This is a genomic window from Caulobacter sp. GW821-FHT12A07, assembly GCF_058807655.1.
In genome coordinates, this window is the sequence record NZ_JBXAQX010000003.1 from 68,419 (window position 1) to 89,963 (window position 21,545).

The 21,545-nt window shown below is 66.9% G+C and carries 16 protein-coding genes; 1 reads left to right on the forward strand and 15 read right to left on the reverse strand.

The features are described 5' to 3' along the window. Positions 1-70: 70 nt before the first annotated feature. The 12 genes from AC1RRS_RS07010 to cyoA all read right to left on the reverse strand — a co-directional run bounded on the left by AC1RRS_RS07010 (position 71) and on the right by cyoA (position 15,304). Complete coding sequence (locus AC1RRS_RS07010; protein ID WP_492854512.1) at positions 71-2,971, reverse strand: TonB-dependent receptor; 2,901 nt, start codon at positions 2,969-2,971, stop codon at positions 71-73. Positions 2,972-3,172: 201 nt separating this feature from the next. Further along, a complete protein-coding gene (locus AC1RRS_RS07015) occupies positions 3,173-4,051 on the reverse strand; it encodes a rhamnogalacturonan acetylesterase (protein WP_492854513.1) in 879 nt (292 codons plus the stop codon). Between the two features lie 38 nt (positions 4,052-4,089). Next, complete coding sequence (locus tag AC1RRS_RS07020) at positions 4,090-4,839, reverse strand: SDR family NAD(P)-dependent oxidoreductase (RefSeq protein ID WP_492854514.1); 750 nt, start codon at positions 4,837-4,839, stop codon at positions 4,090-4,092. A 13-nt stretch (positions 4,840-4,852) separates the two neighbouring features. After that, on the reverse strand, positions 4,853-6,121 hold the full coding sequence (locus tag AC1RRS_RS07025) for an MFS transporter (protein ID WP_492854515.1): 1,269 nt from the start codon (positions 6,119-6,121) through the stop codon (positions 4,853-4,855). Further along, a complete protein-coding gene (locus AC1RRS_RS07030) occupies positions 6,118-8,334 on the reverse strand; it encodes an alginate lyase family protein (RefSeq protein ID WP_492854516.1) in 2,217 nt (738 codons plus the stop codon). Before AC1RRS_RS07030 ends, AC1RRS_RS07025 begins: the two co-directional genes overlap by 4 nt. Before the next feature lie 258 nt (positions 8,335-8,592). Continuing rightward, positions 8,593-9,126, reverse strand: coding sequence for a response regulator transcription factor (locus AC1RRS_RS07035; RefSeq protein WP_487290925.1), 534 nt, complete (start codon positions 9,124-9,126; stop codon positions 8,593-8,595). Beyond that, positions 9,116-10,471: an ATP-binding protein gene (locus tag AC1RRS_RS07040; RefSeq protein WP_492854517.1), complete on the reverse strand. Its 1,356-nt coding sequence runs from the start codon at positions 10,469-10,471 to the stop codon at positions 9,116-9,118. Before AC1RRS_RS07040 ends, AC1RRS_RS07035 begins: the two co-directional genes overlap by 11 nt. Next, complete coding sequence (locus AC1RRS_RS07045) at positions 10,468-11,208, reverse strand: SURF1 family protein (protein WP_492854518.1); 741 nt, start codon at positions 11,206-11,208, stop codon at positions 10,468-10,470. The genes AC1RRS_RS07040 and AC1RRS_RS07045 overlap by 4 nt, the downstream gene beginning before the upstream one ends. Beyond that, complete coding sequence (cyoD, locus tag AC1RRS_RS07050) at positions 11,208-11,603, reverse strand: cytochrome o ubiquinol oxidase subunit IV (RefSeq protein ID WP_487290922.1); 396 nt, start codon at positions 11,601-11,603, stop codon at positions 11,208-11,210. Before cyoD ends, AC1RRS_RS07045 begins: the two co-directional genes overlap by 1 nt. Beyond that, a complete protein-coding gene (cyoC, locus tag AC1RRS_RS07055; RefSeq protein ID WP_110120518.1) occupies positions 11,600-12,223 on the reverse strand; it encodes a cytochrome o ubiquinol oxidase subunit III in 624 nt (207 codons plus the stop codon). Before cyoC ends, cyoD begins: the two co-directional genes overlap by 4 nt. Positions 12,224-12,225: 2 nt before the next feature. Then, positions 12,226-14,223: a cytochrome o ubiquinol oxidase subunit I gene (cyoB, locus tag AC1RRS_RS07060; RefSeq protein WP_487290920.1), complete on the reverse strand. Its 1,998-nt coding sequence runs from the start codon at positions 14,221-14,223 to the stop codon at positions 12,226-12,228. Positions 14,224-14,242: 19 nt separating this feature from the next. Continuing rightward, on the reverse strand, positions 14,243-15,304 hold the full coding sequence (gene cyoA / locus AC1RRS_RS07065) for a ubiquinol oxidase subunit II (RefSeq protein WP_492854519.1): 1,062 nt from the start codon (positions 15,302-15,304) through the stop codon (positions 14,243-14,245). Positions 15,305-15,511: 207 nt separating this feature from the next. Here cyoA and AC1RRS_RS07070 point away from each other — a divergent pair, with 207 nt between their 5' ends. After that, complete coding sequence (locus AC1RRS_RS07070; RefSeq protein ID WP_492854520.1) at positions 15,512-16,858, forward strand: MFS transporter; 1,347 nt, start codon at positions 15,512-15,514, stop codon at positions 16,856-16,858. Between the two features lie 60 nt (positions 16,859-16,918). Here AC1RRS_RS07070 and AC1RRS_RS07075 read toward each other — a convergent pair whose 3' ends face one another. The 3 genes from AC1RRS_RS07075 to AC1RRS_RS07085 all read right to left on the reverse strand — a co-directional run bounded on the left by AC1RRS_RS07075 (position 16,919) and on the right by AC1RRS_RS07085 (position 21,523). Then, positions 16,919-19,231 (reverse strand): TonB-dependent receptor family protein, encoded by a 2,313-nt coding sequence (locus tag AC1RRS_RS07075; RefSeq protein WP_492854521.1) that lies wholly within the window; start codon positions 19,229-19,231, stop codon positions 16,919-16,921. 391 nt (positions 19,232-19,622) lie between these two features. After that, entirely contained in the window at positions 19,623-20,693 is a 1,071-nt protein-coding gene (locus AC1RRS_RS07080) for an LLM class flavin-dependent oxidoreductase (RefSeq protein ID WP_492854522.1), read from the reverse strand. Further along, on the reverse strand, positions 20,690-21,523 hold the full coding sequence (locus AC1RRS_RS07085; protein ID WP_492854523.1) for an aldo/keto reductase: 834 nt from the start codon (positions 21,521-21,523) through the stop codon (positions 20,690-20,692). The genes AC1RRS_RS07080 and AC1RRS_RS07085 overlap by 4 nt, the downstream gene beginning before the upstream one ends. Positions 21,524-21,545: the final 22 nt, after the last annotated feature.

The window sequence follows — 21,545 nt, forward strand, 5'->3', positions numbered from 1 at the left end:
CGCCAGATTTGCCCCAATCGGATTAAAATTGGAATAGCAAATTGGTTTGCACCACGGCCGCCAATCGGCCCTAGAAGCGCGCGCGTATCGAAGCGAAGAATTGCGGCCCGAAGTACTGGTAGTTGCGGGTGCTGCCCTGGATCGGCATCGAGTCGACCTTGACCTCGTTGAAGAGGTTGAGGCCCTGCAGGCGGATATCGACCTTCTTGTTCAGCTTGTATTGAGCCGTGAAGTCGAAGGCGTCGCCGCCCGAGATGTAGCGCAGCTGGGCGTTGCCGCCGACGAAGTCCTGATAGTAGCGCGAACGGTAGCGGTAGATGCCCTGCAGGCTCAGCGGACCAGCCTCGTAATAGAGCTGGGCCGACAGCACGTGCTTGGAATAGCCGTTCAGGCCCGCGGCCGGGATCATGCCCTCGGTCACCACGCCGGTATCGGGGTCGACGACGTCGCCCAGGCGGATGTCGTGGTTCTTGAAGTTGGTGATCGCGTAGTTGTAGCTCAGCTTGCCGCCGAAACCGTCGAGCGGCTTGGGCAACCAGCTGAACTTGTTGGAGAGCGTGAACTCCGCGCCGTAGACGTGGCTCTTGTCGTCGCTGTTCTGGGTCTGGGTGACCGGCACCGTGACGTTCTGACCGTCGATGACGAACTCTTCGTCGATGGTCACCGGGATGAAGCCGCCGGTGAACTGCTTGTAGTACAGCGTCGTCGCCAGGATGGTGTCGCGGTTGTAGTAGTATTCCAGCGCCACGTCGGCGTTCCACGACATGATCGGCTTCAGGCGCGGGCTGCCGCTGGCGACGATCTCGCCGATGGCGTCCTGGATCGAGGTGAAGTCCGTGCCGTCCTGCAGGGTGATGGTCCGCCCCGCCGCCAGGCTGCTGGGGGCCGGCCGCGACATGGCGCGGTAGAGCGCGATCCGGCCAACCGTCTTGGGATTCAGGTCGAAATTGGCGTTGACGCTGGGCAGCACGCGGAAGCTGGAAGCCTTGATCCGGGTGTCGTCGAACTCGCCGGTCTCGACCAGGCGGATCGAGCCGTCGCTGTTGTCGACCACTTCCAGGCCGGCCCGCAGGCCCTTGGAGACGACGCTGGTGTCGACGACGCGGACGCCGAAGTTGCCACGCACCGGCATGCCGGCCGCCTCGCCCTTGTAGGAGGCCATGACGTAGCCCGACCACACGGTCTCGGTGACGTCGGCGTTGGCCACCGAGCGGGTGTCGCCCGTGCCGCCGGGATCTTCCGAGCCCAGATAGTTGCGGAACTGGCAGAGGGTGTCGAAGGTCGCCCAGCTGTGGATCGAGCCGCCGGGGGCGTCGGACATGTAGTCCGACTGCGGGAAGTTGGTGCGGCAGGCCAGGTTCACCGCCCGGTCCACCGCCAGGCTGGCCTGGTCGATGGTGACCAGGTCGTCATAGGTGGTGTAGCGGCGGCGCGAGTAGCGCAGGCCGGCATCGACCTTGTTGATGAAGCCGTCGAGCGCGTAGCTGGCGTCGAAGCGGGTCGCGAAGATGCGGTCCTTCTTCTCCTCCTCCTCGCGGGTCAGGCGAGCGTCGTCGCTGAACAGCGACCAGTCGTCGAGCTTGAAGCGCGGGTCGATGGTGATGGTCGGCGCGAAACCGTTGCGGGCGTCGTAGACGTAGGGCACCCGCTGATTGTTGATCGCCGTGCGCACGCCGTAGATGTCGAGCGGATCCGAGCGCAGGCGGACCGAGCGGGTCAGGTCGGTGCGGGTGGTCTGGCTGTAGGAGATGTCGGCCTTCAGGGTCAGGCGATCGGTGGCCTCGAACTCGAAATTGCCGCCGCCGCCGATATATTCCTCTTCCCGCTGGAACAGGGTCGAGACCGATTGCAGCGTGCTCGAGCCCTCGGCGTAGAGCAGCCGGCCGTCATCGTCGTACTGCACGTTGTGCAGGTTGTAGCGGGTCTCGGCCAGGCCCAGGTCGTGGCGGTCTTCCTGGTAGTTACGCTTGGAATATTCGACGTCGAAATTGGCGTCGAAGCGGTCGTTGGGCTGCCATTGAAGAGCGCCGAAGAAGGCGTCGCGCTTCTCCTTGGCGGTCAGCTGGCGATAGGTCATCGAGTTGGGCGTCAGGTAGAACGGCGTGCCGGCGGCGGCCTGGGCGCGGCTCACCTCGGTGCAGTTGCCGGTGCTGACGATGCTGGGGTTGCAGGCCACCCAGGTGTTCGACGCCACGTAGGACTCGGCCGGGTCGTCGACCTGGTTGCGCTGGATCCCCAGCGAAATGCCGACATCGCCCAGCTTGCCCAGTTCGTACTGGTCGACATAGCTGGCCGTGCCGCGCCAGCCCCAGGGATCGGAGCCGGTGATCCGCTTCTGATAAGGATTGTAGTTGCCCTTGAGCTCCACCTGGGCCAGCCGCTTGCCGTAGTCGAGCGGCTTCTTGGTCTCCATCTCGATCGTACCGGCGACGCCGCCCTCGATCAGGTCGGCCTGCTGGGACTTGTAGATCTTGATGCCGTTGAACAGCTCGGACGGAAACTGGCCGAAGTTGACGGCGCGGTCGCCGCTGCCGTTCGAGGCCTCGCGGCCGTTGAAGGTGGTGGCCGACAGGAACGAGCCCAGGCCCCGCAGCGACACTTCGGTCGGGCCGTAGTTGCCGCGATCGGCGGTGGCGCCGGTGATGGTCATGATCGCTTCGCCGATCGACTGGCCCGGCAGGTCGCCGATCTCGTTGGCCGACAGGGCGTCGACGATGGCCGTCGTGTCGCGCTTCACCGCGATCGAATTCTGCATGGTCTGACGGACGGCGCTGACCACCACCTCATCGACCGAATTGTCGGTGATCGGCTGGTCGGCGGGCGCGGTGGCGACCGCTTCCTGAGCCGAAGCGCCGGCGGCGAACGCGATGGCCGAGGCGGCGACGCCGCAGCTCAGGACCGACCGCAGGACCGCGAACCGCGACTTGACGCCCAGAGTAGACTGGCCACGCGGAGTATTGGCGACGTGCATGTTTGCTCCCTCCCCTTCTTTTCTTATGCCGGAACCGTGCGACCTGACCGCAGGTGCGTCAAGGTGGATTCTCGGACCAATTTTAGAAATATTTAGGCCAATTTGAACTGGTCGATATGCATACCAATTTTCGCCAAGCAGGCGCGCGGAAGCGACCCCCGGCCAGGGCCGTGGCGCGAGGCCGCTTCCGCGTCCTCCCGCTTAAGGAACCAGTTGGCTGCGCAGCGCCGGCACGGCGGCGGCCAGGTCGTTGGCGACCAGCCGGGCGAACACCCGCGCGCCGGTCTCGCCGACGTGGGTGTAGTCGAACTTGCGCACCAGCTGGCCGCGCGGCCCGGTCTCGGTCGTCGGGACGTCGGGCTGGCGCGCCTCCTCCGCCGCGCGCGGCGGCAGGGTCGTGCCGGCCTTGGCGGCGGCCACCTCGTTCTCCAGCGGCTCGGCCTGGGCCAGCTTCATGGAGTCCACGGCGCCCAGCTTGCGCACGACGGCGGCGCTGGACTTGTTGAGATCCACCAGCGGCGTCTTGGTCTCGGCGGCGACCTTGCGCACCTCCTCCGACCAGGGCTCCAGCGTGTTCTTCAGCTGCCCCCCCGCGAACTCGCGGCGGGTCAGAGGGGTCAGCAGCACCGGCTCGGCGCCAGCCGCCCTCACCTCCTCGACGAACCGCTTCAGGTTGGCCGGGAACTCGGTGGTCATGTCGGTCCAGCGCTCGCCCTTGGACGACTGGTCGTTGTGGGCGAACTGGATCAGCACATAGGTGGCCGCATAGCCCTTCACCCGCGCCTCGTTCAGCGCGATGTCCCACGAGCCCTCGGCGCGATAGCTGCGGGTCGAGCGTCCGCCCCGGCCGAGGTTCAGGCAGTTCAGCGACGACTTGACGTGATAGTCGCAGAAGGCCGAGGCCCAGCCGCTGCCCGGGGCCATGGTGGAGTCGCCCACCAGAATGATCTTGTAAGGCTTGATCGGCGCTGCGTCGGTGCGCGGCTCACGATCCTTCTGCGGGCCGGGCGGCTGGGCCAGGACGGCGGCCGGAGCCGCCGCCAGGACCAGGGCCGCGAGCATCGCGGTTCTGATTTTCATTGGATCCTCCCTCCTTGTCTTTGCGGTCGCGGCCGGCCTTACGAGAAGGCCAGCCCGCCGTTGATGTCGAGATTGACCCCGGCCAGGAACGAGGCGTCCTGCGAGGCCAGGAAGGCCACGGCGGCGGCCACTTCCTCCGGCGCGCCCTCGCGGCGCAGCGGCGTGTTGCCGGCCACGGCGGCGCGGCCTTCGGGCTTGGAGAATATGTCGTGGAAGCTGGTGCCGATCAGGCCCGGGCACAGGGCGTTGACGCGGATGCCGCGCGGGCCCAGCTCCTTGGCCCAGCCGCGGGTCAGGGTCATCAGCGCGCCCTTGGAAGCGGCGTAGACGCTGGCCCCGGGGCCGCCGCCGTCGCGGCCGGCCAGCGAGGCGATGTTGATGATCGCCGCCCCGTCCGGGATGTGCGGCAGGGCCGCCTTGGTCACCAGGAAGGCCGACTTCAGGTTCAGGGTCATGACCTGGTCGAAGAAGGCCTCGTCCATGTCGGCCAGGCTCTTGCGGGCGACCATGCCGCCGGCGAGGTTGACGAGAATGTCGATCTTGCCGGTGACGCCAGCGGCGGCGGTCACCAGACCCGACACCTCGGCCGCGTCGGTGACGTCGGCGCGGTGCAGCACCGCCTTGCCGCCGGTCGCCTCGATGCGGGCCGCCGTCTCCTGGGCCGAGGCTTCGTCGCCGCGATAGTTCACCACCACGGTCGCGCCCTCGGCGGCCAGTCGCAGCGAGACCTCGCGGCCGATGTCGCGGCCGCCGCCGGTGACCAGCGCGACCTTGTCCTTGAACCTCATGGGGACCCCTCTTTTACTGAATGTCGGAAGCCGGCGCCGGCACGGGGCTTTCGCGCCCGCCCAGCAGCCAGAGAGCGATGACGCCCAGCGGCACGATGGCCGCCGCCAGGACGAAGATCGGGGCGTAGCCGTGACGGGTCATGACCGGCACCAGCCAGGTCGTGACCAGGGTTCCGGCCACGGCGGCGGTGCCGCCGACGCCGGCGATCGTGCCCACGGCCCCGCCGCCGTAATAGTCGCTGGGCAGGGTCTGGATGTTGTTGATGGCCACCTGGAAGCCGAACAGGATCACGGCGATCAGCAGCACCGCGCTCAGCGGATCGGCCGCCCGGGCCGTCAGCAGCAGGGCCGGCAGCATGATCACGCCGCCCAGGGTCACCGCGAAGCGCCGGGCGCTCAGGGTCTTCCAGCCGCGCCGGATCAGCGCGCCGGAGAGCCAGCCGCCGCCGAGGCTGCCCAGCATGGCGCCGACGAACGGCACCCAGGCGAAGAGGCCGATCTTGCGCACGTCAAAGCCGAAGCTTTCGGCCAGGTAGATCGGCAGCCAGGAGACGAACAGCCACCAGACCGGATCCAAGAAGAAGCGCGAGACGATGATCGCCCAGCTCTGCTTCTGGCGCAGCAGTTGGCGCAGGGTCGGCGACCAGCCGGCCTTCGCATTGGCCTCGCCACGATCGGCGATGTGGGCGCGCTCGGCCTCGCTCAGCCACGGGTGGGCGCCCGGGTCGGCGCGGTAGATGAAGAGCCAGGGCAGCAGCCACAGGAAGCCCAGGACCCCGACCACCAGGAAGGTCGCCCGCCAGCCCAAGAGCTCGAACAGCAGGGCCACCAGCGGCGCGGAGATGATCGCCCCGATCGCCGCCCCGGAATTGAAGATGCCTTGCGCCAGGGCGCGTTCGCGCGGCGGGAACCACAGGGCGTTGGCCTTGACCGCGCCGGGCCAGTTGCCAGCCTCGCTGATCCCCAGCGTCACGCGCAGCAGGGCCAGCAGGCCGAGCGAGCGCACCAGGCTGTGGGCGGCGATCGACAGCGACCAGACCAGGATCGAGACGGCGAAGCCCATGCGGGTGCCGATGACGTCGAACACCTTACCGAACAGCGACTGGCCGAAGGCGTAGGCGACCATGAAGATGGTCACCAGCAAGGCGTAGTCGGCCTTGTCGGCGCCGATGTCCTTCGACACCGCCGGCCACATCACGGCCAGGGCGTTGCGGTCTATGTAGTTGATGACGGTCGCCAGCCCGACGAGGCTGACGATCAGCCAGCGAAGCCCGCCCCTCATTGACCGATGTCCTCGCCGTCGAAGCGGCCGAAGTGGCCCTTCCAGCTGAAGGGCGCGCCATCGACGTTCGCCTTGTGGACGGCGCCGGGCTCGGCGCTGTCGGCGATGGCCAGGACGATCGTGCGGCCGCCGGCCAGGACGATGGTGACGACGTCGGCGTCGGCCGTCCGCACGTGGCGCAGGGCCTCGATGCGGCTGGTGCTGCCTTCGGTGGTCTCCGCCGACGGATCGTAGGCCCCATGCGGCTCGAGCACGCCGACGAAAGTCGTGTCGGTCGCGCCCTTCACCCGCTGGATCAGCACGGGTTCGCGGCGCAGGTTGAACTTCGGATCGTTGGCGCCGCTTTCGCCCAGGATCACCTCGGCCCCGGCAGGCGGCAGCATGCGCCAGGTGTAGAAACGCTCGCCGTTGATCCAGGTCAGGCGGGCGTTGGAAGCGTCGGGTGCGCCCGTCGCATCGACCCACAGGTGCTGGTAGCCGTCGTCCTTGCCCAGCACCGGGCGCTCGGCGAGGTTCTGCTTCAGCGGGAAGCCGGCGTCGATGATGTGGCCGGAAAAGTGAAGCGGCAGGTCGTACTGGGCCGGCTTGTCGCCGTGGACCTTCAGCAGGTCGAGCACCAGCGGCGGGCCCTTGCCGCCGACGTCGATCTGTACGATCGAGCGACGGAAGGTCACGCCCGGCCAGGCGCCGGCCATCTCGGCCGTGCTGATCTTCGCCTTCCCTTCGGCGGAGAAGAAGATCTGCTTCGGCGCCAGGGTGTTGGCGACCTTGACCTTGCCCTCGAACTGGCTGGTCTCGTTCACGACCAGGGTGTTGTGGGCCACCGTCTGCTTGGCCCAGGTCTCGTTTTCCTTGAGGTAGCGACCGCCGTCCTTGGCCTCGATATTGAGGAAACGGGCCGCGCCGTAGTCGGTCACGATCGAGCGGCCGGCGTCGTAGAGGATCCAGTTCAGCTTGTCGTAGTGGCCGTGACCCATGCCCTGGGCCGAGTTCTTGACCGCCACGACCTCGTCCTCGTCGCCCGGACCGGCGCGCATCACGGCGATCGCGCCCTGGTCGCCGTCGGGACCGTCGCGGAATAGCATCGAGGCGTAGGGGAACGGCCTTTCCTTGCCGGCCGCCAGGTCGCGGGCCACGGCCAGGCCGTCCGGCGTCAGGGTCGTGCGGCCCTGCCAGCGGGCGATCGACAGCAGCGACGGATCCTTGGTCGCGCCATAGGCGATGGCCACCGACTGGTAGAGCTCGTCGGTCTTGAGGCTCTTTTCCAGCAGGGCGTCGTTGAACGGGAAGAAGTAGCCGTCATAGGTCAGCTGCACCGCCGCGCGGACCGCCTTGGTCAGCACGCCGCCGCGGTATTCGAAAATCTTCCGCTGCGGCTCGTTCTCGTCGATGGCGTGGGCGAACAGCACGAAGGGCTGCAGGGCGTAGCGCTGGTAGTACGGCCCCTCGGCGTAGTAGCCGTCGGGCGAGAACAGCTGGTCGATCTGCTTGAGGAAGCCGACCTTGCCCGAGCGGTCCGTGCCCTTCAGGGCCTTCTCCACCATCACCTGGTCGCGCAGCACGTAGCCGGTCATGCCGACGGCGGCGCAGGCCCAGGTGGCGTGGTTGTGGATGATGTCGAAGACCTGCGGCTGGTCGTCGGCGATGAACTTGGCCATCGGCCGGAAGACGCCGTCGTCGATGGTCTTGCGGTCGGCGTCGCTGAGGGTGTCGCGGATCGCGTCGTAGCCCTGGATCGAATAGACCACCCAGACCGCGTCGTTCAGGCTCTGCCAGAACAGCTTGCCGGCGGAATTGTTCTTGGCGGCCGGGTGCAGCCCAAGGGTCGGATAGAGCTTGGCGTATTCCAGCAGCATCCGCCGGGCGTAGTCGGCATAGGCCTTGTCGCCAGTGGCGCGGTACAGCATGCCCGCGCCGTAGATGGCCATGTAGTTGCGCTTGTGCTGCTCGTGGGTGCGGCCGCCGCCCGGATCCTTGGGCACGGGCACGTCGATCCCGGCCTTCATGGCCGCGTCGACCTCCTTGCGCACCCGCTTCAGCTCGGCGGCGAACATCGGATAGCGCTCGCCTTCGCTGCGCATGGCCGCCAGATCCGCGCCGCCGACCAGAACAGGCCCCTGCCCGCTCGGTTGGGCCATGATGCCGACGGGCAAAGCCGCCGAGACCAGCAGGGCCAGAACCAGGCCGCCCGCGCGTCGCCGAATGTGTCGCACTCGTCTTACTCCCTCGATGCCGCCAGCTCTGTGGCTGGTCCGCAGGTTCGAGAAAACGGCATACGGCAGAGCGGACCATTTGTCCTAACAAATTTTCAGATCTCAGCCCATTTTTGGTCCGCGATATTGCCTATACCAATTTAGACCAATTTGGTACGGCGCTTGTTCGGCGGCTTACGGCCGTGGCGCGGCGAGCCCGGCGCCCCTGCGGGCCTCGGGATCGGGATGAGCATCAGGGATGAGAACGGCGCGAAGCCGTCAGTTGATCCGGCGCTTTTCCAGCTTCCGGGCCAGGGTGCGGCGGTGCATGCCCAGACGCCGGGCGGTCTCGGAGATGTTGAAGTCGGTCTCGACCAGGGTCTGGTGGATCCGCTCCCATTCCAGATTCTTCAGCGAGGTGGCGCGCTCGCCGATGGCCGCGCCGGCGTCGCCTTCGCGCTTGTCGAAAGCGGCCTCGATGTCGTCGGTGTTGGAAGGCTTGGCCAGGTAGTGGCAGGCGCCCAGCTTGATGGCCTCGACCGCCGTGGCGATGCTGGCGAAGCCGGTCAGCACCACGATCAGCATGTCCGGATCACGGGCGATCAGCGCCTGGACGCAGGACAGGCCCGACTCCCCGGCCAGCTTCAGATCCACGACGGCGTAGCGCGGCGCGAAGGTCTCCAGCGCCGCCAGGGCCTCTTCCAGGCCATGGACATGCACCACCTCGTAGCCCCGGCGCTCGAACGAGCGCTTCAGGGTGGCGGCGAACTTCTCGTCGTCCTCGACGATGATCAGCTTGCGCTCAGCGGGCATGACGCCTCCGGATCTGCAGCGAGGCCAGGGGCAGGGTCAGCACGACGCTGGCGCCGCCCTCGGGGCGGTTCTCGGCGCCGACTGCGCCGCCCAGCTTGCGCAGCACGTTGACCACCAGGAACAGGCCAAGGCCGCCCCCTGCCCGTCCCTTGGTCGAGTTGTAGGGCTTGCCGAAGTTTTCCAGCGTCTCGAGCGCGAAGCCCGGACCGTCGTCGTCCACCTCGATGACGATCAGCCCGCCGCTGACGCTCGCATGCAGACGCACCGCCTCGGGCGAGGCGTCCAGCGCGTTGTCGAGCACGTTGTGGATCACCTGCTTGAGGGTCGATTCCGCGACGATCGAGGTTGGGGTTACGAGATCGGTCTCGTAGGTCAGGACATCGCTGTTGCGGGTGGCGCGCCAGTCGGCCACCACCTCGTCCATGAAGGCCCGCAGGGTGCTGACCCGGACCTCGCCGCTGCGCGCCTCGCCGGCCGACAGCAGGACGCCGGTGACGATCTGCTTGCAGCGCTGGACCTCGCCGCGCATGTCCTCAAGCTCCTGGGCCAGTTCAGGATGCTTGGCGAACACCTTCATGCGCCGCCAGTCGCTCAGTATGACGTCCAGCGTCGCCAGCGGCGTGCCCAGCTCGTGCGCGGCGCCGGAGGCCAGGAGGCCCATGCGGACGATGTGGGTCTCTTCCGCCGCCCGCTGGCGCAGCTCGGCCAGGTGGGCGTCGTGGCGGCGCAGGTTGGTGTTGATGCGCGAGACGAACGTCACCAGCAGCACCGCGTCCAGCACCACCCCCATCAGCATGCCCATGATAAACAGGCCGAAGAAGGCCTGGTCACTGAGCCCCGTGGCGATGACCGGCCGGTTGAAGGCCACCAGCATCAGGAAGCAGAAGCTGGTCAGGAACACGATCGCCCAGGTGGCCCAGACCTCTAGCAGGACGACGCCCAGGATCACGTGCATCAGGTAGAGGGTCGTGAAGGGGTTGGTCGCGCCGCCGCTGAAATAGAGCTGGGCGGTCAGGGCCAGGGCGTCGAAGGCCAGGGCGGAGAAGAGGTCGTAGGGGCCGAGCGGCTTGGCGCTCTTCAGGCGCAGCAGGCTGGCGAGGTTCAGCACGACCAGCGCCGCCAGCACCAGCATCATCGCCGCCAGGGGCAGCTGGAAGCCGAGGCTGAAATGCACCGCCAGTATGGTGACGACCTGGCCGACCACGGCGATCCAGCGCAGGTGGATCAGCTGCAGCATATTCTGCCGGGCGATGGCGTCGGCGGGGTTCGCCGCGTTGTCCGCGGCCCGCGCCCCTGAAAGCCAGCCCGACATGCCGGCGATCAGGATGCGGGCGGTCGGCGTCATGGGGCCTCTTTAACCCGGTTCCGGCGCGCGTCGAACAGAACATAGGCGGCCGCCCCGCCGGTCAGCAGCGCCAGGCCGAACCAGGTCAGGGCGTAGACCAGGTGGCTGTTGGGGAAATTGACCACGGTCAAGCCGCCGATCGGCCAGCCGCCGGGATTGGCCGTGGCGTCGGCGTCGATGAAATAGGGCGCGGTCCGGCTCAGTCCCTTGGCCTTGGCGATGGCCTGAACGTCCCGGGAGTACCAGCGGTCGCCGGCAGGGTCGTTCGTGCGCAGGAAGCCGCCGTGCGGTTCGGTCAGGCGCAGGAGGCCGACGACGCTGACCGGACCAGCGGCCTGGGCGGCCGGACGCGTTCCGGGCGCGCGGTGATCGGCGGAAACGAAGCCGCGGTTGACCAGGACGTCGAAGCCCTGGTCGGTGGAAAGCGGGGTCATGACCCAGAAGCCGGGCCCTTCGCGGGTGACGGCCTGAACCAGGGTCTCGCGGTCGTGCAGGAAGCGACCCGTGAGGCGTACGCGGCGATAGCCGTCGGAGGCCTGGCTGATCCCCGCCCAGCGGTCGGGACCGGGGGGCGGGGTCGGCTCTGCATGGATGCGCTGCTCGACCCGGGCGATCAGGTCGAGCTTCCAGGCCCTGCGCTGGACCTGCCAGCCGCAGAGCGCCAGGAAGATCGCGGTGAAGGCCAGGCAGAGCCCGGCCAGGGCGATCGTCCGGGCGCCGCCGCGGCGGGCCGTCATCAGGGGACTTCCCGCATGTCATGCGGCATCGGGGCCATCATGTGGGTGTCGAGGTTGTGCATGACCCACAGCGAACCCGACAGCGTGATCACCACCACGACGAGGGTGAACACCAGGGCCAGCATGGTCCAGCCGCCTTCCGAACGCGAGTTCATGTGCAGGAAGTAGATCATGTGGACCAGCACCTGGATGATCGCCAGGCCCATGACGGCGATGGCGGTCATCTGGTTGCTCGGCAGGACATGGCCCATCACCAGCCAGAACGGGATGGCGGTGAGGATCACCGCCAGCACGAAGCCGATGACGTAGTCCTTCAGCGAGCCATGAGCGCCGCCGTCGTGGTCATGACCGTGGTCATCGTGCGCGTGGTGCGCATCGTGGCTGGCCGCGCTCATTTCAGGACTCCGAGCAGATAGACGAACGAGAAGACGCCGATCCAGATGACGTCGAGGAAGTGCCAGAACATCGACAGGCACATCAGGCGACGCTTCATCTCGACGCCGAGGCCGCGCTTGGCGACTTGGGTCATCAGCGTGACGAGCCAGATGATGCCGAAGGTCACGTGCAGGCCGTGGGTGCCGACGAGCACGAAGAACGACGACAGGAAGGCGCTGCGCTGCGGGCCGGCGCCCTCGTGGATCAGGTGATGGAACTCATAGAGTTCCAGCGATAGGAAGCCGAGGCCGAAGAGGCCCGTGATGGCCAGCCAGATCAGCGTCGCCGGCACCTTCTTGGCCTGAGCCGAGAGCATGGCGAAGCCATAGGTGATCGACGAGAACAGCAGCAGCGCGGTGTTCACCGCCACGATGGGCAGGTCGAACAGATCCGCCCCCGAGGGGCCGGCCGCATAGTTGCGGCCGAGCACGGCGTAGCACGCGAAGAGGACCGCGAAGATCAGGCAGTCGCTCATCAGGTAAATCCAGAACCCAAGCAGGGTCCCGTTCTCCGGATGGTGGTCCTCGGTCAGGTGGAAGCGGGTTTCGCCCGCTTCGGTCAGGGTCTGGGCGTGGGCCATGGTTACGCGAGGCTCCGCAGGGCTTCGGTCCGGGCGTCCTCGACTTGGACGACCTCCTCGGCCGGAATGTAGTAGTCACGCTTGAAGTTGAAGGTGTGGGCGATGGCCCCGCCGACCAGGGCGACGAACGACGCCACGGCCAGCCACCAGATGTGCCAGATCATCGCGAAGCCGACGACGATGCTGATGCCGGCCAGGATGATCCCCGCGCCGGTGTTCTTCGGCATGTGGATCGGGATGAACCCGGTGGTCGGACGCACGTAGCCGCGCTGCTTCATGTCATGCCAGGCGTCGACCTCGTGGATCACCGGCGTGAAGGCGAAGTTGTAGGCCGGCGGCGGCGACGAGGTCGACCACTCCAGCGTACGGCCGCCCCAGGGGTCGCCGGTCGGATCAGCCAACTGCTCGCGCTTCAGGTAGCCGACGACCATCTGCAGAACGAAGGCGATGATGCCGATCAGGATCAGAACCGCGCCGAAGGCCGAGATCACGAACCAGATCTGCAGGCTGTGGTCCTCGAAGTGGCTCATGCGGCGGGTCACGCCCATCAGGCCGAGCACATAGAGCGGCATGAAGGCGAAGAAGAAGCCGATCTGCCAGAACCAGAACGAGACCTTGCCCCAGAACGGGTCGAGCTTGAAGCCGAAGGCCTTGGGGAACCAGTAGACGATGCCGGCGAACATGCCGAACACCACGCCGCCGATGATCACGTTGTGGAAGTGGGCGATCAGGAACAGCGAGTTGTGCAGGACGAAGTCGGCGGGCGGGACGGCCAGCAGGACGCCGGTCATGCCGCCGATGACGAAGGTGACCATGAAGCCCACGGTCCACAGCATCGGCACCTCGAAGCGGATGCGGCCGCGGTACATCGTGAACAGCCAGTTGAAGATCTTCGCCCCTGTCGGGATCGAGATGATCATGGTCGTGATCCCGAAGAACGAGTTCACGCTGGCGCCCGAGCCCATGGTGAAGAAGTGGTGCAGCCACACGATGTACGACAGGATCGTGATGACGACCGTGGCGTAGACCATCGAGCTGTAGCCGAACAGGCGCTTGCCGCAGAAGGTCGAGACGACTTCCGAGAACACGCCGAAGGCCGGCAGCACCAGGATGTAGACCTCGGGGTGACCCCAGATCCAGATCAGGTTCACGTACATCATCGGGTTGCCGCCGAAGTCGTTCGTGAAGAAGTTGGTGTGCAGATAGCGGTCGGCGGTCAGCAGGGCCAGGACGGCCGTGAGGATCGGGAAGCTGGCGACGATCAGGACGTTGCTGCACAGCGAGGTCCAGGTGAACACCGGCATCTTCATCAGGCTCATGCCCGGCGCGCGCATCTTCACGATGGTCACGATCAGGTTGATGCCCGACAGGGTGGTGCCAACGCCGGCGATCTGCAGCGACCAGATGTAGTAGTCTACCCCGACATCTGGACTGTACGCCAAATTGGACAATGGCGGATAAGCCAGCCAGCCGGTGCGGGCGAACTCGCCGACGAACAGCGAGAGCATCACCGTCACCGCGCCGCCGACCGTCATCCAGAAGCTGAAGTTGTTCAGGAACGGGAAGGCCACGTCGCGGGCGCCGATCTGCAGCGGCACGACGAGGTTCATCAGGCCGGTGATCAGCGGCATCGCCACGAAGAAGATCATGATCACGCCGTGGGCGGTGAAGACCTGGTCGTAGTGGTGCGGCGGCAGGTAGCCGGCGGCGTCGCCGAAGGCCAGGGCTTGTTGCGCCCGCATCATCAGGGCGTCGGCGAAGCCGCGCAGCAGCATGATGATGGCCAGGATGATGTACATCACCCCGATCTTCTTGTGGTCGACGCTGGTCAGCCACTCACGCCACAGATAGCCCCAGACCTTGAAGTAGGTCAGGGCGGCCAGGACGGTGATACCGCCCAGCGCGACCATGGCGAACGTGCCGAGCAGGATCGGCTCGTGGAAGGGAATGGCGTCCCATGTGAGACGGCCGAAGATCGTTTTTACGAGGTCCGGGGACATGATGATCTCTAGGCTTTGATCAGCGCGCTTCGGCGGGCGCGGACTTGGGGGCGCAGAGCGCGGCGACGAACGAGCGGATGCCGCCCTCCCCGCGCCGAACCCGCTTGTCGTATTCGAGGGTGGTGACGTTGGTGGTCCCGGCCATGCCGAGGCCGCCGGCCTTGTCGATGGCCATCATGTCGTGCTGGCACATCTTGCCCGGCTCGACGCAGCGGTTGACCGCCTTGTCGAACAGGCCGGCCTCGACCGAGGCGAAGCGTTGCGGCGGCACCTTCTCGCTCGGCTTTTCCAGCACGAGGTAGCGCGTGCCGTCGAGGCGACCGTCGCTCTTGCGGACGTCGGCGGCCCACTTGTCGAAGTCGGCGCGGCTCATGCCGTGGAACTTGAAGCGCATGTGCGAGAAGCCCTCGCCGCTGTAGTTGGCCGAGAAGCCGTCGAACACGCCCGGCTTGTTGATCACGGCGTGCAGCTTCGTGCGCATGCCGGGCATGGCGTAGATCTGGCCTGCCAGGGCGGGCACGTAGAACGAGTTCATTACCGACGAGGCCGTCAGGTCGAAGTCGATCGGGGTGTCGACCGGGGCCGCCAGTTCGTTGACCGTGGCGACGCCCAGCTCGGGATAGATGAACAGCCACTTCCAATCGAGAGCGACGACCTGAACCTTCAGCGGCTTGACGCCTTCGGCCGTGCGGCCCGGCGCCAGGCGGTCGAGCGGACGGTACGGGTCGAGCAGGTGGGTGCTGGTCCAGGTGACGGCGCCCAGGATCATGATGATCACCAGCGGCGCGGCCCAGATCACGATCTCGAGCTTGGTCGAGTGGTGCCAGTCGGGATCGTACTTGGCCGTCTCGTTCGACTGCCGGTACTTCCAGGCGAAGAACAGGGTCAGGAAGATGACCGGCACGATGATGACCAGCATCAGCACGGTCGACAGGATGATCAGGTCGCGCTGCTGAACGGCGATATCGCCCGACGGGTTCATCACGACCCAGTCGCAGCCGCTCAGGGCGAGCAGCAGGGGCAGCAGGGCGAGCTTCTTCAATGGACTCGGAATCATGGGGAACCTGGACTTCGGACGCATTGGCCGGCGCGATAGTCTAACGCAGGAGGGCGCGACATTGGACCATTTGTCCTAGGGCGCCGCAGTGCAGCACGAAAATGAGGAGCCGAAGGCGCATCAAGGCGTTTGCCAGAACGGGGCAGTTGGTCTCATGCTCTCGTTCAGACCGTCGGCAAGGCGGCTGAAAAGAGTTTGGGACGGAACAACAGGAACAAGGCGCGTAGCTGCATGAATCAGGATTTCGCACTGCCGACGTCATCGGGCCTCGAGCGCGACGCGCGGCGATTGCACGCCGACCACAAGGGCGTCCGGCCTGGCGAGATCGCCATCGGCGTGATCATCGGGCGAACCTCGGAGTTCTTCGACTTCTTCGTCTACGCCATCGCTTCGGTGTTGGTGTTCCCTCACCTCTTCTTTCCGTTCGTGGACCGGCTGACGGGCGTCCTGTGCTCGTTCGCGATCTTCTCGCTGGCCTTCGTGGCCCGCCCGATCGGCTCGGCGATCTTCGGCGTCATCGACCGCAACTACGGCCGCGGCGTGAAGCTGACCATCGCCCTCTTCCTTCTGGGCGGCTCGACGGCCGCGATGAGCTTCCTGCCGGGCTACGCCACGGCTGGCGCCGCCGCGATCTGGGCCCTGGCGGCCTTCCGCATCGGCCAGGGCCTGGCCCTGGCGGGCGCCTGGGACGGCATGGCCTCGCTGCTGGCGCTGAACGCGCCTGAAAAGAAGCGCGGCTGGTACGCGATGATCCCGCAGCTGGGCGCGCCGTTCGGCTTCATGCTGGCCAGTGGCCTCTTCGCCTATTTCGTCGCCAGCCTGGGCTCGGCCGACTTCCTCGACTGGGGCTGGCGCTACCCGTTCTTCGCGGCCTTCGCGATCAACGTCGTGGCCCTGTTCGCCCGCCTGCGCATCGTCGCCACCGAGGAGTTCGGCCAGCTGTTCGAAAAGGGCCAGCTGAGCCCCGTTCCGCTGACCAGCCTGATGAAGGCGCAAGGCTCCAACGTGATCATCGGCGCCTTCGCCCCGCTGGCCACCTTCGCCATGTTCCACCTGGTGACGGTGTTCCCGCTGTCATGGGTCAGCCTGCACGACGACGGCGGCGAGGCGCTGAACTTCCTGCGCATCGAACTGGCCGGCGCCCTGGTCGGCGTGGTCGGGATCATGGTCTCCGGCTGGATCGCCGACCGCATCAGCCGCCAGAACCAGCTGGCGCTGTCGGCCGTGCTGATCGGCATCTTCAGCCTGGCGGCCCCGTGGCTGCTGGACGCCGGCAGCGTCGGCCAGACCGCCTATGTCGTGATCGGCTTCGCGATCCTGGGCCTGTCGTTCGGCCAGGCGTCGGGCGCGGTCAGTTCGGGTTTCCTGCGCAAGTTCCGCTACAGCGGCGCGGCCCTGACCTCGGACCTGTCGTGGCTGATCGGCGCGGGCTTCGCGCCCCTGGCCGCCCTGGCCCTGGCCAGCTTCTGGGGCCTGCCGGCTATCGGGCTCTACCTCGCCTCCGGCGCGGTCGCGACCCTGATCGCCCTGACCATCGACCGCCGCCGCCGGCTGCGCAAGGCCGCGCCCAAGGCCTGATCGAAGCCGTCAGCTCGAACAAAAAGGACGCCGCGGGCCCAGCCCGCGGCGTCTTTCGCATCAGAAGTCGGCCGACAGCGTGACCTGGAAGGTCCGGTGCGAGCCCGGCCGGAAGGTCGCGGCGGTGTTCACCGTGGTGCTGATCGTGCCCAGGTAATCCTCGTCGAAGATGTTATCGACGTTGATGCGGGCCTTGACCTGCTTCAGCGGCCCGACGCCGAAACCGTCGCCGAGATCCACATAGGCGTTCCAGATGGTGTAGCCGTCGGTCTTCTCGGTGTTGGTCATGTTGGTGTAGCGGTCGCTGAGATGGCGAGCCGAGACGTTGACCACGGCCCAGTCGACCGGCTCCCAGGTCACCCCGCCCTGGAACAGCCAGGTTGGGAAGTCGGGCAGCGTGTTGCCGGCGATGGCGTTGGTCCCGAAGTTGTTCTCGAACTCGGCGCGGTTGTACGACAGGTTGGTGTTGAAATAGATCTTGCCGCCCAGCAGCTCGGGCTTCCACTGGCCGCTGAACTCGGCCCCGTGCGCCTCCACGGCCCCGACGTTCTGGTAGAAGGTCTCGGTCGTCGTGCTGCCCGGCACCACCGAGGCGTAGGACTGCAGCCGGTTGTCGAAGGCGGTGTAGTAGACCACGACCGAGGCGTTGAACGTCGCCCGGTTGGCGCGGTAGCCTAGTTCCAGGTTCTGCGAGGTCTCCGGCTCGGGTCCGGGCACGCTCGGGCTGGCCGCAGAGAAGATGTCGTCGGCGCCGCGCGGCAGGGCCAGGTTCTCAGAATAGGAGGCGAACACCTGGTCGCGGCTGTTGATCGAGTAGACCAGGCCCACCTGCGGCAGGAAGCCGTCCTTCCAGTTGTCGGTGATCGTCGGCTTGCGCTGGGCGATGTAGTCGGCCGGGTTGCGATAACCGCTGATCTTGTAGTCGATGTCGGTCGACTTGAAGCCGACCTCGACCTTCAGGCGGTCGTCGAGGAGCTTGATCGTGTCCTTCAGGAAGAACTGCGTGGTCTCGCGGGTCGAGACGTAGTTGCGCTGCAGGTGCACCGGCTCGTTCAGCAGCGGCGTCCCGTCCGGGTCGCCGTTGACGGTGTTATAGCGCGCCTGGGTCCGGTGGTAGTCGTCCTTCTCCAGCCAGACGCCGGCCTGGACGGTGTGGGCGCCCGTCCGCCAGGTCCCACCGACCGCGACGCCCTTGCGGATGCCGTCGACGCCCGACAGGCCGTATTGCAACCCCTTGGGCGCGGTCAGGCCCGAGACGTAGGCCTTCTCGGCGTTGTAGCTGGCCAGCGAGGTGGCGTAGGCCTCCGGCGAGACGCCGTAGCCGCCCTTGTCCTCGTAATAGGCGGTCGAGCGGATCTCGAAGTTCTCGCCGATCGGCTTGTTCAGCGACAGGCCGTAGAGGTGGTCCTGCCGAGCGTTGACCGCGAACTTGTAGTACTGGTTGTAGAGCGCGTTCGAATAGGGAACCCCGGTCGTCGTGGCCGCCAGGCTGGGCACGTATCCGAGGTAGGCGAAGTCGCGCCCCTTGCGCCCGAAGGCGTCACCCGCCGTGCCCAGGTATTGGGCCTTGGTGATCGACGGGGAGTCGTAGTCGTAATAGTCGTTGTGCACGGTCTGGAACGTCAGGTTCCCGCCGCTCTCGAAGGCGTAGTCGACCTTGCCCTCGTAGTGCTCGCGCTTGATCGTGCCGGGGCCGCGCCACAGGTCGCCCTTGACCCACGAACCAGCCACATAGCCCGACAGATTGCCGATCTTGCCGCTCTCCAGGCGCAGGAAGCTGCGGCGCAGGTTGTCCTCGCCCCAGGTCTGGCTGGCCGAGCCGCCGGCTTCGGCGTCAGGCGTCTTGGTGAAGTAGTCGACGATCGGACCCAGCGAGGCGTAGCTGGGCAGGGCGACGTCGCCGGCGCCGGCCGAGGCCTGCACGCGGGCCAGGTTCTCGTTGTCGACATAGCGGTAGATCGGGCTGCCCCCGAACTGGTCGCTGCGCCCCATCGGAATGCCGTCGAGCAGGAAGCCGATCTGCTGGAAGTTGAAGGCCCGCACCGACACCGAGTTGCCGAACTCGTACATGCCCAAGGCGTCGTTGGCCTGGACGTTGAAGCCCGGCAGGCTCTCCAGCATCTTCAGGCCGGTGACACCGGCCGGCGCCGACAGCAGCGCCTCGCGGGTGATCGAGACCGTGGCCGTGGCCTGGTCGGTGCCGATGGCGACGCTGGCCTCGGACACGCGACGACCGGTGACCACAATGGCGTCGACTTCTTCGGGAGCGCTCTCCTGGGCCAGGGCCGGCGACGCGCCGCAGAACACGCTGGCGGCCATCAAGGCCAGCTTCCAGCGCGACGCGACGACGGGTTTCGATTGGGCTTTGGTCATGGCTATCCCCTGCTATTGACCCGACGAGCCTGACTCCCGACCCCAGGTCAAAAAACAGAAATCGCCATTTACTCAGCCCACTTTTCTTCGTGTTCCCGGGTGGCGCAAATGAGATGATTTAATATGCAGCCTGACCAGTTCTTGACTGATCGCGCACCACGACTTCGCTGGCCGCCTCCTTTCTGAAAAGTCGGAAGCTGATAAGGCTAGAAATCTATGAAGTCGGGTTACTCGTGCTGCGTGTAACATGAGTAACCCATAGCGCAGCGCCCGCCGCGTCAAGCGCACGGTCATCGGAAACGCCGCTTCGCCGCCGAACGCCCACGCGAGGGGCGCCCGGCGGGCGACAACGATCAAGCGATCCGCAACCGGACGATCCGTCCGGACCGGCTCAGCGGAACAGCGGCCTGTGGTCCAGGTGCGGCAGCACGTGCCGCGCGAAGAGGTCGGCTTCGGCGATGTGCGGGTAGCCCGACAGGATGAAGGCCTCGAGCCCGATCTCGCGATAGGCGTTGATCTTGGCCAGCACCTGATCGGGATCGCCGACGATGGCCGCGCCACAGCCCGACCGCGCCCGACCGATGCCGGTCCACAGATTGTCCTCGACATAGCCGTCGCCCGCCGAAGCCTCGCGCAGCTCGGCCTGGCGACGCACGCCGAACGAGGCCGCGTCCAGCGACTTGGCGCGGATGGCCTCGCCTTCCTTGGCGTCGAGCTTGGACAGCAGCCGGTCGGCGGCCGCCCTCGCCTCTTCCTCGGTCTCGCGCACCACGACGTGGACGCGATAGCCGAAGCGAAGGGTGCGGCCATGGGCGGCGGCGCGGGCGCGCAGATCCTCGATGGTCTCCTTCACCACCTCCATGCGGTCGGGCCACATCAGGTAGACGTCGGCGCCGTGGGCGGCGACCTCCCGGGCCTCGTGCGACAGGCCGCCGAAATAGAACGGCGGGCACTTGCCCGAGACCGTGCGCAGGCGCGGCGGATCGAGCTTCAGCTTGTAGAACTCACCCTGGAAATCGATGCTCTCACCGTTCAGCAGAGACCGCAGGATCGTCATCGCCTCCAGCGTGCGGGCGTAGCGCGGCCCGGACGCCAGGGTCTCGCCCGGCAGGTCGCTGGAGATGATGTTGAGGGTAAGGCGGCCCTCCAGCATCTGGTCCAGGGTGGCGATCTGGCGGGCCAGCTGCGGCGGCCACATCTCGCCGCAGCGGATGGCCAGGAGCAGCTTCAGCTTACGCAGGATCGGCGCCAGGCCGCCAGCGAAGGCCACGCCCTCGATGCCGAGATTGTAGCCCGACGGCAGCAGCAGGTTGTCGAACCCGCCGCTCTCGGCCGCCAAGGCGATGTCGCGGCAGTGGGCGTAGGAGGCCTTCAGCGCCGGATCGGGAACGCCGAGGAACTCGTAGTCGTCGTCGCAGAGCGCCGAAAACCACGAGACTTCGCAGGGAGGAAGGGTGCTCACGGCAGGGGAACTCCGCGGCTGGCGGTGAGGATCGCGTACCACTGGGTGCGGCTCAGCTTCACGCGCAGGGCGTCGGCCGAGGCCTTGATGCGCTCGGGCGTCTGCGAGCCGACGATGGGGATCGGCCGCGACGGGTGGGCCATGATCCAGGCGAGCGCGACGGCGGCGCGGTCGACAAGCTGCTCGCGGGCGATGACGTCGAGGGCCTCGATCACGGCGCGGCCGCGATCGTCGGTCCCCTGCCCCACCAGCCGGCCGCCGCCCAGCGGCGACCAGGCCAGCACGGCCAGGTCACGCTCCAGCGCCTGGTCGAGCACGCCGTCCGACAGCGGCTCGATGGTCAGGGGCGAGAACTCGGGCTGGATGCTGGCCAGGGCGAACGGCAGGTGGGCCTGCAGGGCCGCCACCTGGCTCGGCAGATAGTTCGACACTCCGACGGCGTCGATCTTGCCCTGCTCGCGCAGCTTGGTCAGGGCCGCGGCGATCTCGGCGGGATGGGCCAGAACGTCGGGGCGGTGGATCTGGTAGAGGTCGATCTTCTCGACGCCCAGGCGCTGAAGCGAGGCCTCGCAGGCGGCGACCAGATAGTCGGCGCTGGAGTCGTAGGGCACGCCCAGGATGATGCCGCCCTTGGAGGCCAGCACGAACTTCTCACGCAGGTGCGGGGCGTCGCGCAGCACCTTGCCGAGCAGGACTTCCGACGAGCCGAAGCCGTAGGGCGTGTCGGCGCCGTAGACGTCGGCGGTGTCCAGCAGGGTGATCCCGCTCTCCAGCGCGGTCTCGACCAGCAGGCGGGCGTCGGCGACCGATTCCCCCTTGAAACGCCACATCCCCCAGGCCAGCGGAGAAACG

Coding starts and splice junctions, on each gene's coding strand:
- AC1RRS_RS07035 (WP_487290925.1), bottom strand. CDS start 9,126: ATGCCCGCTGAGCGCAAGCTGATCATCGTCGAGGACGACGAGAAGTTC.
- AC1RRS_RS07015 (WP_492854513.1), bottom strand. CDS start 4,051: ATGAAAATCAGAACCGCGATGCTCGCGGCCCTGGTCCTGGCGGCGGCT.
- cyoD (WP_487290922.1), bottom strand. CDS start 11,603: ATGAGCGCGGCCAGCCACGATGCGCACCACGCGCACGATGACCACGGT.
- AC1RRS_RS07025 (WP_492854515.1), bottom strand. CDS start 6,121: ATGAGGGGCGGGCTTCGCTGGCTGATCGTCAGCCTCGTCGGGCTGGCG.
- cyoC (WP_110120518.1), bottom strand. CDS start 12,223: ATGGCCCACGCCCAGACCCTGACCGAAGCGGGCGAAACCCGCTTCCAC.
- AC1RRS_RS07040 (WP_492854517.1), bottom strand. CDS start 10,471: ATGACGCCGACCGCCCGCATCCTGATCGCCGGCATGTCGGGCTGGCTT.
- cyoB (WP_487290920.1), bottom strand. CDS start 14,223: ATGTCCCCGGACCTCGTAAAAACGATCTTCGGCCGTCTCACATGGGAC.
- AC1RRS_RS07070 (WP_492854520.1), top strand. CDS start 15,512: ATGAATCAGGATTTCGCACTGCCGACGTCATCGGGCCTCGAGCGCGAC.
- AC1RRS_RS07020 (WP_492854514.1), bottom strand. CDS start 4,839: ATGAGGTTCAAGGACAAGGTCGCGCTGGTCACCGGCGGCGGCCGCGAC.
- cyoA (WP_492854519.1), bottom strand. CDS start 15,304: ATGCGTCCGAAGTCCAGGTTCCCCATGATTCCGAGTCCATTGAAGAAG.
- AC1RRS_RS07075 (WP_492854521.1), bottom strand. CDS start 19,231: ATGACCAAAGCCCAATCGAAACCCGTCGTCGCGTCGCGCTGGAAGCTG.
- AC1RRS_RS07010 (WP_492854512.1), bottom strand. CDS start 2,971: ATGCACGTCGCCAATACTCCGCGTGGCCAGTCTACTCTGGGCGTCAAG.
- AC1RRS_RS07045 (WP_492854518.1), bottom strand. CDS start 11,208: ATGACGGCCCGCCGCGGCGGCGCCCGGACGATCGCCCTGGCCGGGCTC.
- AC1RRS_RS07085 (WP_492854523.1), bottom strand. CDS start 21,523: ATGTGGCGTTTCAAGGGGGAATCGGTCGCCGACGCCCGCCTGCTGGTC.